This window comes from Microvirga arabica (assembly GCF_016811235.1).
Classification (GTDB): domain Bacteria; phylum Pseudomonadota; class Alphaproteobacteria; order Rhizobiales; family Beijerinckiaceae; genus Microvirga; species Microvirga arabica.
In genome coordinates, this window is record NZ_JAFBID010000007.1 from 52,006 (window position 1) to 65,103 (window position 13,098).

14 protein-coding genes are annotated in these 13,098 nt (G+C 62.6%); 4 read left to right on the forward strand and 10 right to left on the reverse strand.

Annotated elements, in window-relative coordinates; translation table 11 throughout:
- Positions 1-11: 11 nt before the first annotated feature.
- Genes JQC81_RS05580 through JQC81_RS05595 form a run of 4 tightly spaced genes read right to left on the reverse strand, consistent with a single transcriptional unit; the run spans position 12 to position 4,517 of the window.
- Positions 12-971, reverse strand: coding sequence for a Rossmann-fold NAD(P)-binding domain-containing protein (locus JQC81_RS05580; protein ID WP_203270829.1), 960 nt, complete (start codon positions 969-971; stop codon positions 12-14).
- A complete protein-coding gene (locus tag JQC81_RS05585; protein WP_203270830.1) occupies positions 968-1,945 on the reverse strand; it encodes a pyridoxal-phosphate dependent enzyme in 978 nt (325 codons plus the stop codon). The genes JQC81_RS05580 and JQC81_RS05585 overlap by 4 nt, the downstream gene beginning before the upstream one ends.
- Positions 1,942-3,333 carry a M20/M25/M40 family metallo-hydrolase gene (locus tag JQC81_RS05590; protein ID WP_203270831.1) on the reverse strand — a complete coding sequence of 464 codons (1,392 nt, stop codon included), beginning with the start codon at positions 3,331-3,333 and terminating at the stop codon, positions 1,942-1,944. Before JQC81_RS05590 ends, JQC81_RS05585 begins: the two co-directional genes overlap by 4 nt.
- Before the next feature lie 14 nt (positions 3,334-3,347).
- The gene (locus tag JQC81_RS05595; RefSeq protein WP_203270832.1) at positions 3,348-4,517 is read right to left on the reverse strand and encodes an aminotransferase class I/II-fold pyridoxal phosphate-dependent enzyme; all 1,170 of its coding nucleotides are present in this window, start codon (positions 4,515-4,517) and stop codon (positions 3,348-3,350) included.
- 102 nt (positions 4,518-4,619) lie between these two features.
- Between JQC81_RS05595 and JQC81_RS05600 the strand changes: the two genes are divergently transcribed.
- Both JQC81_RS05600 and JQC81_RS05605 read left to right on the forward strand, forming a co-directional pair.
- The gene (locus JQC81_RS05600) at positions 4,620-5,735 is read left to right on the forward strand and encodes an aminotransferase class I/II-fold pyridoxal phosphate-dependent enzyme (protein WP_203270833.1); all 1,116 of its coding nucleotides are present in this window, start codon (positions 4,620-4,622) and stop codon (positions 5,733-5,735) included.
- Positions 5,732-6,376: a helix-turn-helix transcriptional regulator gene (locus tag JQC81_RS05605; RefSeq protein WP_203270834.1), complete on the forward strand. Its 645-nt coding sequence runs from the start codon at positions 5,732-5,734 to the stop codon at positions 6,374-6,376. Before JQC81_RS05600 ends, JQC81_RS05605 begins: the two co-directional genes overlap by 4 nt.
- On the opposite strand, the gene JQC81_RS05610 is transcribed toward JQC81_RS05605, so the two are convergent.
- The 5 genes from JQC81_RS05610 to JQC81_RS05630 all read right to left on the reverse strand — a co-directional run bounded on the left by JQC81_RS05610 (position 6,367) and on the right by JQC81_RS05630 (position 10,991).
- Positions 6,367-7,200, reverse strand: coding sequence for an inositol monophosphatase family protein (locus JQC81_RS05610; protein WP_203270835.1), 834 nt, complete (start codon positions 7,198-7,200; stop codon positions 6,367-6,369). The two genes, JQC81_RS05605 and JQC81_RS05610, sit on opposite strands and share 10 nt — an antisense overlap.
- Before the next feature lie 45 nt (positions 7,201-7,245).
- Entirely contained in the window at positions 7,246-8,082 is an 837-nt protein-coding gene (locus tag JQC81_RS05615) for an aldo/keto reductase (protein WP_203270836.1), read from the reverse strand.
- Positions 8,083-8,106: 24 nt separating this feature from the next.
- On the reverse strand, positions 8,107-9,087 hold the full coding sequence (locus JQC81_RS05620) for a S1C family serine protease (protein WP_203270837.1): 981 nt from the start codon (positions 9,085-9,087) through the stop codon (positions 8,107-8,109).
- 197 nt (positions 9,088-9,284) lie between these two features.
- Complete coding sequence (locus JQC81_RS05625) at positions 9,285-9,497, reverse strand: hypothetical protein (RefSeq protein ID WP_203270838.1); 213 nt, start codon at positions 9,495-9,497, stop codon at positions 9,285-9,287.
- 159 nt (positions 9,498-9,656) lie between these two features.
- Positions 9,657-10,991, reverse strand: coding sequence for a globin-coupled sensor protein (locus JQC81_RS05630; protein ID WP_203270839.1), 1,335 nt, complete (start codon positions 10,989-10,991; stop codon positions 9,657-9,659).
- Between the two features lie 177 nt (positions 10,992-11,168).
- On the opposite strand from JQC81_RS05630, the gene JQC81_RS05635 reads away from it, so the two are divergent.
- Both JQC81_RS05635 and JQC81_RS05640 read left to right on the forward strand, forming a co-directional pair.
- Positions 11,169-11,468 carry a hypothetical protein gene (locus JQC81_RS05635; protein WP_203270840.1) on the forward strand — a complete coding sequence of 100 codons (300 nt, stop codon included), beginning with the start codon at positions 11,169-11,171 and terminating at the stop codon, positions 11,466-11,468.
- Positions 11,469-11,644: 176 nt separating this feature from the next.
- A complete protein-coding gene (locus JQC81_RS05640; RefSeq protein WP_203270841.1) occupies positions 11,645-11,971 on the forward strand; it encodes a hypothetical protein in 327 nt (108 codons plus the stop codon).
- A 30-nt stretch (positions 11,972-12,001) separates the two neighbouring features.
- Here JQC81_RS05640 and denD read toward each other — a convergent pair whose 3' ends face one another.
- Entirely contained in the window at positions 12,002-12,985 is a 984-nt protein-coding gene (gene denD / locus JQC81_RS05645) for a D-erythronate dehydrogenase (RefSeq protein ID WP_203270842.1), read from the reverse strand.
- Positions 12,986-13,098: the final 113 nt, after the last annotated feature.

Consider the following 13,098-nt stretch of genomic DNA (forward strand, 5'->3'; position numbering starts at 1 on the left):
GGACAACGGCATCACGGGCGGCCGAGAACGGCCGATGCGATGGCGATGTCCTGAACGGCCAGTCCTGAGAAGGTCGAGACCGTCACCTGTTCGGCTGTTGTGCGGCCCTTGACCTTACCGGAAGCGATCTCGCCGATCTCGACGATGCGGCTCATGCATGATTCATCGCCATGATACGCGTGCCAAAGCTCTCCCCTCGAACGGCCCTGAATCCTGCTGTCCGTGACAACGAGATCCGCCTGCCTGATGATTGCCGCATCGAGTTCCTGCTTGTCGGCGCTATCAGCACCAATCGCAGTGATATGGGTGCCGGGCCGGATGTCGGACCATCGCAGAAGCGGCTCCGAACTCGCCGTGGCGGTGACGATCAGTTGGCAACAAGACGCGACCTCGGCGGGAGAACGCGCCGCCTCGACGAGGAAGCCCTTGTCCCGCATCCTGCGGACATAAGCGTCCGCTCGTTCGGGGTTGCGCCCCCAGAACACGATGTTTCGGCAGGCGCGAACCGACTGAAGCAACTGCACCTGCAGCTCCGCCTGAATGCCGGTGCCGAGCACGCCGATGGTCTCGATCCGCTCAGGAGCAAGGTGCTTTGCCGCGACCGCTCCCGCGGCGGCGGTGCGCAGATCGGTCAGGCGCCCGCGATCGTTGAGCACGGCTGCCAGTTCGCCTGTGCTCTTCCTGAAGACGAGCAGCAGTCCGTCGCTGCTGCTCAGGCCGAGCGCGGGATTGTTCCAGAAACCGGACGCAATCTTGACCACATAGATGTCGCCCGCTTTCAGGTAGCCATACTTGATGTGCACCTCGCCCGGCGGATTCTCGAACAGGAGCTCGCCCGGCGGTGGGATTACGGCCTCGCCGCCGGAAAAGGCTGCGAAAGCCTGTTCCATCAGGGGCACGAGATCGAGCCCCTCCAGACGCCGCTCGATTTGCGAGAGATCGAGAAAGGTGATCGGACCTGCGGCCGTCATGGCTCGCGTCCTCGGTCGTTCAGAAGGGAGAATATCTTGTCGTGATCGAAGTTCGCACCGCAGAGCACGACGACGTTCCGCTGGCCTCTGCAACGCTCCGCCACTTTGAGGAATCCGGCCAGGGCAAGCGCCGCAGCGCCCTCCACGATCTGATTCTCCTTGAAAGCCAAATCCCGGAGCGCACCCACGATCTCAGCCTCCGTGCAGGTGACGACCTCATCGACCACCGAGACCGCGAGCGGCAGCGTGATGCTGTCCTCGTCCATGCCGCCTGCAACGCCGTCCGCGAGCGTATCGTGATGCTCGGTCTCGACCACGCGTCCGGCTTTCATGGAGACCGCAAGCGCCGCCGAGTTCTGAGCCGCCACGCCATAGATCCGTGTCCCGGGGCTGAAGCTTTTGAGCACAGCTCCAATACCGCCGATCAACCCGCCGCCACCCATGGCGATGAACACGTTGTCGATGGTCTCCAACTGTTCGAGTAGTTCCAGCCCAATGGTCCCCTGCCCGGCGACGATCTCGGGATCGTTGTAGGGAGACACATAGACGAGACCGCGCGATGCCGCCTGCTCCTGCGCGTGGAGCTCCGCCAGGCCGCTCTCCGCTCCATGCAGGATGACGTTCACGTTGAAGGAGCGAATCCGGTCGAGCTTTGCCTGCGCGACGGTCTCGGGCAGCACCACCGTCAAGGCCTGCCCGATCAATGCGGCAGCCTGCGCCGACGCGATGCCGTGGTTACCGGACGATGCGGTGATGACCTCGCGGTCGTTGCCCAGCGACGTCATCTTGCTGGCGGCTCCACGGATCTTGAAGGACCCGGTGAGCTGGAAATTCTCGGCCTTGAAGAAGACCGACGATCCGGTTTCCCGGCCGATCTGCCGCGACGGGAGAAGCGGCGTCTCGTAGATGTAGCCGCAGATGCGCCGGCGCGCCTGCACCGAGCGGGCCGCCGCCTCGAGAACGATGCCGATCATGGTGTGTCTCCCTTCCAGCTCTTCTCATGATCAGACAGGCCGTTCATGCGGGCCGCCCTCTGAGATAGTCGCGCCAGGATTGCGGCAGAGCATTCGATCGTCTTGGTGAATTGATCGACGATGATGTTCTCGTCGGGCGAGTGGAGCATGGCGCCGTGATGGGTGAGGCCGAGGCCGACGATCTCGGCGCCGAGTTGCTCGACAAAGGGATGGGCCGTGCCCGAGGCCGGGGAGCTCGGCTGCACGATGGCCGGTTGGCCGAAATGCTCTTCGAGGGCCGCCTTCGCATCCTGGACGAACCAGTGATCGGTGGCCGACCGCACCGGTTTCACGTTGGCATCGTGCACGATCAGCTCGATGTCATTGAACCCGTGACGGTCGAGATGCGCGCGCAGAAGCGCAACGATGCGCTGCGGATTCTGATCGGGCACGAGGCGGAGGTCGATCTTCACCGCGCCTTGCGCCGGCAGGACGGTCTTTGCGCCCTCGCCCGCATAGCCGCCGGAGAAGCCGTTGACGTTCATGCACGGCTCGAAGTTGACGGCGCGATAGAAGTTCGCGGCATCGATCCCGTCGAGAAGCCGCTGCGCTCCCGTGGCGTCCACCAGGCTGTCGAGGGAGTAAGGAGGCGCCGAGGCCAGTTCGCCGTCGCCGGCAGTGGGCTGCCGGACGGCATCGTAGAAGCCGTCCACTAGAATCCGTCCCGTGCTGTCGCGCAGCGATGCGGTTGCGGCCGCGAGCCTCCAGAGCGGGTTGTCGAAGACCGCGCCGAGGCTCGAATGCAGATCCGCCCGGGCCGTTCTGGCGCGCAGCTCGACGGCCATCACGCCCTTGAAACCGCAGAGGATGATCGGCCGCCCGCTTGCGTCGATCTCGCCGTATTCCCACCAGCAGACATCCACCGTCTCGCCCGCGAAGCGCCGTTTCATGAAGGCTTCGAGCGACGGACTGCCGATCTCTTCCTCACCATCGACAAGCCAGATGAGCCTGAACGGCAATGGACCGGGATGCCGCTCCCGGAACAGGCGCCAGCCTGCGAGCCGGCTGATGAACTCCCCCTTGTCGTCGGCTACGCCGCGCCCGTACCAGCGCCCGTCGCGCTCGGACAACTCGAAGGGAGGGCTGTGCCACAGGGACACCGGGTCTTCGGGCTGAACGTCGTAATGATTGTAGATCATCACCGTCAGCGGACCGCTGCCGATCTCCCCCACCACGAAGGGACCGACGTCCCCTGGTCGGACTTCGCTATCGAAGCCCGCCTCAGCCAGCAGGTCGCGAACGGCCTCTGCACATTCCGCGAGCTTTTCGCCCCGCGCGCTGACGGATGGAATGGCAACGAGGTGACGAAGCTCCTCCTTCGCCCTCGACAGGTGGTCGTGTGGCAGCATCGTTTGAGCGCGCCTCAAACCAAATTGCGGCGGGCGAGGAAGCTGTCGAGTCGGGCGAGCCCCTCCACGAGGTGCTCCGTCTTCACGCCGATGCCGATCCGGATGTGGTTCTCGATTCCGAACCAGCTTCCGGCCACGACGAATACGCTTTCCTCTTCGCGAAACGCATTGGACAAATCCTCGGAGGGCATGTCGAAGTCGTAATGCAGGAAGGCCATGCCACCAGCCGCGGGACGCTGCCAGGACCAGCGGTTGCGCTTCTCGATCCAGCTTTGGACGATATCCGCATTCTTGCGCAATAGGACCCGCCCCCGTGCCAGGATGCGCTCGCGGTTCTCCGGTGCCATCACGGCGGCGGCGACGATCTGGCTGAGGATTCCGCTGCCGATAGTGGTGTAGTCCTGCCGCTTGGCCGCCTCCTCGACGATCGTTTCGGGTCCGACGATCCATCCAAGGCGTAAGCCCGGGCAGGCGAAGGACTTCGACAGACTGCTGGTGACGATGACCCGTTCGTAGCTTCCGTAAAACGTTTCCGTCTCAGCCACGTCGATCTCGCCGCCGCGATAGATCTCATCGACCATGAGCCAGGCTCCCGCCTTGCGCGCGGGCTCCAGCAGAAGCTCGCGGCTGCGGACCGAGAGAACGGCGCCGGTCGGGTTGCCGGGATTGGTCGCTGCGATCAGCTTCACGCCCCCTTCGACCGCCTGCGCGAGCGCATCCGGGTCGATCTGCCAGGCCCGGTCCGCTAGGAGAGGCAGCCGCTGCACGTTCATGCCGAGAGCGCGCCCGAGGCCATCTACCTGCATGAAGTTGGGAACGGCGAAGAGAACCTTGTCGCCCGGATCCACTATGGCCATCAGGGCGATCATCGTGGCTTCCGAGGAGCCGTTGGTCACCAGCACGTTGGACGCCAATGCGCCCGGATACCAGCTTGCGATGGCCGAGCGCAGATCCGGCCGGCCATCCGTCCAGCCATAGCCGAGCGGCAGCCGCAGGAGCGCCTGCGCGGCATCCGCCGGCATAATCTCCTCGATGGTGCAGGGGTGCACCCCGCTTTCCGTCAGGTTGATCTCGACGCCGTTCTCGAAGAGCGTCTGGTTCCGTTCCATGAGAAAGGTATCGAACTGCACGATGGCTCCAATCCGGAAATGACGGCGCTCCAGCGCCGCGTGAGGTCGGACCATGGCAGCAGGAAATTTGTACAGTCAAGTCCAAATTGGACTATCGCGTCTAAAATCGTGATGCTACAGAGCCCTTGAAGCCTTACTCAGCCTCGCGGGGATCCCATGAAAATCGAAGAGTTCACGCTCGAGCGCATTCAGTCGCTTTATGAAAACACGGTCGAGTACAACCTGTCCGACAGCGGCGTGCATCCCTATTCCCTGCGTGAGCTTCTGACGCCGGAGCAACAGAACCGGCTGCTCGATGTGGAGCTGGGCTACGGCTGGACAAACGGGCGCGTTGAACTGCGCGAGGCTATCGCCAGGCTGCACAAAGGGCGCACCGCCGACGAGGTGATCGTCACCAACGGCTCGGCCGAGGCGAACTTCCTGCTCGTGATGTCTCTGCTCGAGCCGGGCGACGAGCTTGTCGTGTTCGTTCCGAACTACCTGCAGATCTGGGGCTGGGCCCGCGCTATCGGCGCGACCGTGAAGGAAGTTCTTCTCCGCGAGGAGCTGGGATGGACTCCCGATCTCGACGACGTGCGCAAGGCCGTCTCGTCCCGCACGAAGATGATGACCATCTGCAACCCGAACAACCCGACCGGCAGCGTCCTGTCGCGCGAGACCATGGATGGGCTCGTGGCGATTGCCCGCGAGCACGGGATCTACCTGCACGCGGACGAGGTCTACAAGGGCGCGGAGCTGGAGCAGGACGAGCCCCCGAGCTTCGCCGACCTCTACGACAAGGCCATCATCACCAGCGGCCTCTCGAAGGCGATGGCCCTCCCCGGCCTGCGCATCGGCTGGCTCGTCGGGCCCGCGCAGGAGATCTACGCCTCTTGGCAGCGCAAGGACTACACGTCCATCACGACAGGGGCTGTCAGCGAGTTCGTGGCCGAGATCGTCGTGGAGCCCGCTAAGCGGCAGGAGATCCTAGAGCGCAGCAAGCGCATCCTGCGCGAAAACCTCGCCCTCCTGCAGCGCTGGGTCGATGAGAACAGCGACCTGTTCTCGTTCGTGCCGCCCAAAGCCGGCGGCATGGCGTTCATCCGCTATGCCATGCCCATGAACTCCACGGAGCTGGTGCATCGCCTGCGCGAGGAGCGCGGCATCATGCTGCTGCCGGGCGATGTCTATGGCATGGATCGCTACATCAGGATTGGCATCGGCGCGCCGGCCCACCATCTGGAAGCGGGCCTCGAGCGCCTTGCGGCCTTCGTGCGCGCGGAACTGTCATGACGCAGGCGCAGAAGGCGTCTCCAAAAAAAGGCCTTGCACCGGAGCTTGCGGCCTACGCGCCGGTCTGCGACGCCATTGCCCTACTCTTCCAGCCCTATGCGGAAGTGGTGCTGCACGATCTCTCGACGGAGACGGTGGTCTATCTGTCGAACCCGTTTTCCAAGCGGGAGCTCGGTGAGCCGTCTCTGCTGCATGAGATCGATTTCAAGCCCTCCGACGTCATTATCGGCCCTTACGAGAAGGTGAACTGGGACGGACGGCGCATCAAGTCTGTGAGCGCCGTTCTTCGCGCAGGGCGCAAGTCAATCGGCATTCTCTGCATCAATGTCGACGTGTCCCATTTCCATGCCGTGATGCAGACGCTGACAGCGCTTGTGGCCGTTCCCCAGTCTGCCGAGAAGCCGGCTTCCCTGTTCAAGGAGGACTGGCACGAGCGCATTAACGAGTACATCCAGAGCTGGACCCGCGAACGCGGCCTCTCCATCGCGGAGATGACGCGCCTGCAGAAGCAGCAGCTTGTGGCCGATCTCGCCGGCGACGGCGCATTCGGCGGGCGCAATGCGGCGGCCTACATCTCGCGCGTGCTCGGCCTGGGCCGCGCCACCGTCTACAACTACCTTCGCCGGAAGGATCAGGCCTGAGGCGGAAGCAGCGCGTCGCGCACGGCTCGCCAGCTCGCCTCGTCGGGTGCGCTGATAAGGCCGCCGCTCCGGTTGGCCGGACGGTAGGTGGAGCCGTCGAAATGCGCCGTGTAGCCGCCGGCCTCGCGATGGATCAGCCAGCCGGCCGCATGGTCCCAGGGCATGACGCTGGACGAGAATGAGAAATGCAGGTGACCGGCGGCGATGAGTCGATAAGTATGCGCCGAGCAACGGAGATCGGCCGCCATGGCGACCTTCGGCAGATTGCCCGTCACAACAGGCCGTAGGTTCTCGGGAAGGTAGCGCCAGGAGACGTTGCCGGCCATCTCGGCGAGCGGGACGGCGGGTGAGACCTGAAGGGAGGCGGTGCTGCCGTCAGGCCGCTGGATCCAGGCTCCCTCGCCGCGAACGGCCATGGCCCAATCGTCTGAGATCGGATCCAGGATGATTCCGCACACGACCTCCCCTTTCATCGTCACGGCTGCCATGACGCCGAAGAGCGGAAGGCCGGATGCAAAGTTGAGCGTGCCGTCGACGGGATCGAGGATGAAGGCGAGGTCCGCCGCGTCGAGACCGTCGAGCAGCCGGGGATTGCGGCTTACACCTTCTTCCCCAACTACAACGGCCGTGGGGAACAGGCGCCGTAGCTCTGCTTCGATCATCCGCTCCGCCGCTTCGTCCGCATCGGTCACGAGGTCGAGCTGCGAGGTCTTGGCCCTGACGGCACCGGCGGAGAGATTGCGAAACCGCGGCAGGATCTCGGTCTGCGCTGCGACCTTGAGAAGGTCCGCGACAGCCATGGCGTCGGATCGGGAGAAACTCATGAGGCTGGTACCGTCCTGTTGTCCTGCTGGCCCTGCGGGTGCCTGTTAGATCATCTCGAGTGGGCGCTTGCGCTTCGGTGCCGGGAACTCGGCATCGATGGCGGCCATGTCCTGCGGAGTCAACCGGATCTCCAAAGCCTTGCGGTTCTCCCGCACATGCTGAACGCTGGATGCTTTCGGGATGGCGATCACTCCCGGCCTGTTCAGGAGCCATGCCAGGGCAATCTGGAATGGGCTTGCCTCATAGGCTTGTGCGATGGCCTGCAGCGCACCGCCTCGGGGAAGCCTCCCCTGCTCGATGGGGCTGTAGGCCATCAACGGCATGCCGCGTGCCGCCATCCAGGGGATGAGATCGAACTCGGGGCCGCGGCGCGTCACGTTGTACAGAACCTGATTGGTAGCGCAGCTCTCTCCCGCCGGCACGTCGAGCAATTCCTCCATGTCGTCCACGTCGAAGTTGCTGACGCCCCAGTGGCGGATCTTGCCTGAGCGGTGCAGTTCCTCGAAGCCGGCGACCGTCTCCTCCAGCGGAACGCTTCCGCGCCAGTGTAGCAGATAGAGGTCGAGCCGATCAGTCTTCAGTCGCCGAAGGCTGCGTTCGCAGGCCTCGATCAGGCCCTGCCGGCCGGCATTGTGAGGGTAGACCTTGCTGACGAGGAAGAGGCGCTCCCGCTCTCCGGCCAGAGCCTCGGCCACCAGTTCCTCGGCGGCTCCCTCCCCGTACATCTCGGCCGTGTCGATCAGGGTCATTCCGAGTTCTACGCCAAGGCGCAGGGCCTCGATCTCCTGCGCCTTGCGGTCAGCCCTCTCGGCCATCTGCCAGGTGCCTTGCCCGAGGGCGGGAATGGTTTCGCCGGCCGGCAGGGTGACGGTAAGGCTCATCGTCGGCTCTCCGTGACAAGTGCGCTATTGCAGGCGGGGCGTCTTCATGAAGCGGCCCCTATCCGCCGATCGGATTGTCACATCGAACCTGTCGCCCTCCCGCTCAAGGGTCAGGGGAACGTCGACGCCGGCCGCGCCGAGCGCCCAAACGGCCCGGTAGAACTCCGCCAGGGAGGAAACGCTCTGGTCTCCGACTGCGTGAATCTGATCGCCGGCCCGCAGGCCGGCCCGCTGTGCCGGAGCATCGCCGGCCAGGCCGATGATCGTGAGCTGCTCGTCCTCCGCCTCCGCGACGTAGAAGCCGAGCCAGGGCCGCGGCTCATGCTTGACCCGCCCGGAGGTGAGGAGATCGTCCAGGATGGGTTTCAGGAGGTCGATGGGCACGCTCATGTTGAGGGGCACGACGGTTCCGCCCGAGGCTTGGTGCTGGAGTTGGAGTGAGCCGATGCCCATGAGGTCGCCGCGCGGACCGATCAACGCCGTTCCGCCCCAGTTGGGGTGGGCCGGCGCGGTGAAGATGGCCCCGTCAATCAGATACTCCCAATAGCCTGCAAATTCCTGGCAGGCGACCACCTGGGCCGCCAGGGAATGGATCGGCCCGCCGCTTCCACCGACGACGACCTGTTCTCCGGGCTTCAGCCGCCGGGAATCCCCAAGGGCCAGAACAGGCACGCCGAGAGGCTCAAGGGCCTGCACCAGGCCGAAGCCGCTCTCATAGTCATAGGCGATCACATGCGCGCCCACGACCCTCCCCTTGTTGGTAGTGAGCCAGACCTCTTCTGCTTCGGCGATCAGATAGCCGATGGTCACCACAAGGCCGTCGTCCCGAATGACGACACCCTGCCCCGCCCGTTCGACCCCAAGGGTCTCGGCGGTGAAAGCATCTTCGGGAACGCGCGCCCGCAGGGAAACCACGGCCGACAGGGCGTTCTTCAGGTCGTAGTCGAGAAGCCTCGGATCGGGCTGAAACTCAGGAGGGATTTCCCATTCGTCGGGTGGCTGCATGAAAAACTCCCCGGTCTCTCCGCCGAGAGCCTGCACCCTTTCAACATGGCAGGAAAAACCAGCCCTTCAACAGCCCTCCCCCATTTTGACGCACAAAAAGCCGTGTTTTGCAGCATCGGTTGAGCCGGAGGCAGAACCCCGCTGAGATCCCGATGAGAGAGGTTCGATCCTATCCCAATGAGAGGATCGGAGCCGCCCTAGGCGATTTCCAGGATTCTGATCGGAGATGCATCAAGCTCGACCCGTTGCACCTGCTCCTGGCGCTTTTCCAGCATGCTGATGGCCTGCCTAGCATAGAGGCGAAACTCGTGCTTCAGGCTCCGGGAAGCATTCTCCCAAGCCTCCGTGCCATGCCAAGCGGCAAAAAACGCTCGGGCAATATGCTCGACCTCAAGATCCACCTGATCCACCTGTGCCCCCACGGAGAAACTGTTGTGTCTCTCACGGCATGCGGAACGATGCCGCTGCGTCAACCACAAGGTGTCTGATTTGCGGCGGCGTGTCTGTATCAAAAAAGACACGACCTCAAGGCTTCGAAGGAGGCAGAAATGCAACCTCTCTCGACGCGCCTATGCGGCCTGAGCCTTTGCAAGGAAGTGATCGATATCCTGCTTCAACCGCTGCAATTGCTGATCAAGGGTCTGCTTGGCATTCGACACCTGGTAAGCCGCCGAAGCGGCGGAAGCAGTCGACCCTGACAGGGCCTCGATGCTGCGCACCACCGCATGGGTATGATCGGTCGTCTGGTTGACGTTCACGGCAATCTCCGACGTGACGGCGGCCTGCTCCTCCACCGCGGCCGCGATTGCCGTGGCTATGCCGCTCAGGTCATCCATGATGCGCCCGATGTCGTCGATGTCGGAGACGCTTTGCCGGGTTGCTTCCTGAATGGCGCCGATGCGGGAGCCGATCTCAGTCGTGGCCTTGGCAGTCTGGTTCGCCAGGGTTTTGACCTCCTGGGCCACCACGGCAAATCCTTTGCCCATCTCTCCCGCTCGTGCGGCCTCAATGGTGGCATTCAGGGCAAGCAGGTTGGTTTGAGCGGCAATTCTCTCGATCAGATCGACAACGTCTCCGATCTCCCTTGCCTGCTCGGCTAGCCCATTGACCGTGTCCTTCGTCCGCCGAGAGCTCTGCAATGCATGCCGGGCGACATCGGCGGACCGACTGGCCTGCTGCCCGATCTCACGAACGGACGAAGCGAGCTGTTCCGTGGCCGCGGCACCGGACTGCATATTGGACGCTGTCTGCTCTGCGGCACCCGTCACTTGCGTTGCAAGGCTGCTTGCATCGGCCGTCGCAGCGTCGAGAGCCGCTGCACTTTCAGAAAGGGCTCCGCTCGCCTGACCTGAAATCTGCAGGCTTTCCTGGACGGCACTGGAGAAGGTGGCAACGGCCTGCGCCAGCATCTCGCCTTTCTTCTGCCGTTCCTGAACGAAAGCATCCTGGTACACGGAAATCGCGAAATCCATGTCCAGCATGACGGCGCGGTTCACGACCGCGAGCTTACGAGCCAGCAGTGACCCGTTGAAGCGATGCTTCTTCGCAAGAGCGGCGACCAGTTCGTTCAGGACAAATGCATAGCCTCCGATGTACCACCGAGGCTCAAGGCCGATCTTATTGTGGATGAGGCCGATACGGTGAATGCCCTCAAGATAAGCTGCATCGAAGCTGCCGCTGAAAAGACGCCCCCAATGTTGCAGTTGAGCCGACACAAGACGCGATTGCTGCGTGCCAATCAGCTTGGACAGATGCGGCTGCCGGTGCATGTGGTCGTAAAACCGCGAGAGGATCTCAGGCAGAACAAGGTGAACATCCTGCCAGACAGAACGTAGCTCCTGGCGAACACTTTCATCGATGCCGATAAATGTGAGCCGTTCTGCAATCGCTATATCGTTGTGCAAGGCATTCACTCCAAATATATGGAGGAGATTAGCTATCTAAGCTTGATTGAGGCTTGCCAGCCCACTGACATACTTAACTCGAGAGAAAACCTGAGGCCCAGCTTCACGGCTTCCGCTGTCCGATCTGAAACCAAGGTCAGCATGCCGCGTTGGTTCACGTATCTGTGGGGCTACAACATGATCACCAAGGCAACAGAATATCTTCGTTCCCTCAAAGCAGATAGATCCGCACGGCGGTACCGCAGCAACACTCCGTCGCTTCCGGCCGGTATCCAGGATCATCTGGGGCGGCTTTTGAGAGCAGAGTATTATGAACGTGGCGACAAGCCGCGCTTCCTGGGCGACCCTGCACTTCCGCTTGAATTCGACCCCTATCTTCACCGCCTCGATCAGAAAGACCGGGACCTGAGATCCTCGATGGTCCGCGAGAAGGGAAGACGCGCCGTCGCTGCTGCGCTTTTGGGAATTCATGCTTAAGAAGCCGGTTCTATGATCGCCAACTCCCCTAGACTTCGTATCCTCAGCGTCACAGCCAGCATCGACTTCTCGCAGCAAGCTTTTCCATTGCTCAAGTCCGGCTTCCACTATGGCAATTGAAGTAGGACTTCTCAAGAGTCGTGGAACTCTCTTCGTGAATGAGCAGTTCAGGAGTCATGAGAGCCATTAGCGGCAGAGCTGTTCTGAGACAGGCGTTCAAGAACCTGGAACATGAGGTGCCGGGCAAAGTCGCGCGGGTTCTCCGAAACCTTCGCCATCCAGCGGCCAAGTGGATCAGGTTGCCCGTCGGCATGCTCTTCGTCCTCGGCGGGATCTTTTCGATCCTGCCGTTCTTCGGACTATGGATGCTGCCGCTGGGCCTGCTGCTGATGGCCTACGACTTCCCCTTCCTCCGAAAGCCCGTCGGTCGGTTTACGATCTGGGGCATTCGAAAATGGGTTCTTCTCAGACAGCGTTTCTTTCCAGAGCGCCCTCATCGATAGCATGACCTGCAAAGACGTCGGTCTGGAGTGCTACTGATCCGGGAGAACGCCTCCAAGTTCGTCCTCGATGTAAATCGAGATGATTTCTTCGAAACTTTTCTCTGCCTGGAACCCCAAACTCTCGGCCCTGCGGGCATCGAAGCGCTTGGGCCAGCCCTCGACAAAGCGCACGATGTTAGGGTCAATCTCGTGCCGGATCCGGGCGACGCAGCGTTCGCCGGCGATCCGGCTGAGAGCATCAATCTGCTCCGCAACCGTCACCGACACGCTCGGCATGGTCAGATTGCGGCGAGGCCCGACCAGAGAAAGGTCGAGGGTTGCGGCATGGACGAGGAAATTCACGGCCGACCGCGGCGAGGCATGGGAATGGCGCACATCCAAAGGCACCGGCAGGACAGCCTCCTGCCCGTTCAGCGGCTCGCGGATGATGCCTGAGAAGAACCCTGAAGCGGCCTTGTTGGGCTTGCCGGGACGCACGCAGATGGTCGGCAGCCGGATCCCAATCCCGTCGAAGAAGCCGCGCCTCGAATAATCGGCCAGCAGCAATTCGCCGATGGCTTTTTGCGTGCCGTAGCTCGTGAGGGGTGTCAGGAAGAACTCATCGCCGATCGCATCCGGAAAAGGCGCTCCAAACACGGCGATGGAGGAGGTAAACACCAGCCGTGGCCGATACCCGTTTCCGATCTGACGAATGGCATCGAAGAGGAACCGGGTGCCGTCCAGATTGATCCGATAGCCCTTGTTCAAGTCGGCCTCGGCTTCGCCGGAAACGATCGCGGCCAAGTGGAAGATGACGTCCGGACGAGCTGCCACCAAGCGCTCCGCCTCTCCTGGAACGGAGAAGTCGGATGTCAGCGGGTCGATTGCAAATGGCGCCTCAGGGCGCTCTGGCTCGACCACATCATGCAGAACGAGACGAGAGATCTCCTGTCCGCCGAGGTGCCGCTCCTTGATCAGCCGCTCGACGAGCTTGCGGCCGACCATTCCGGCGGCTCCGAGAATAAGGATCTGCATCGGTCGAAATCCCTTCTTCAGGAAAGTCTCAGCGGGCTATCAAAAACTTCAAACTCGAATGGAAAAACGTGCATGGCGCCACTCCCGAGCGGCGCCACGCTTTCCAAGACCGA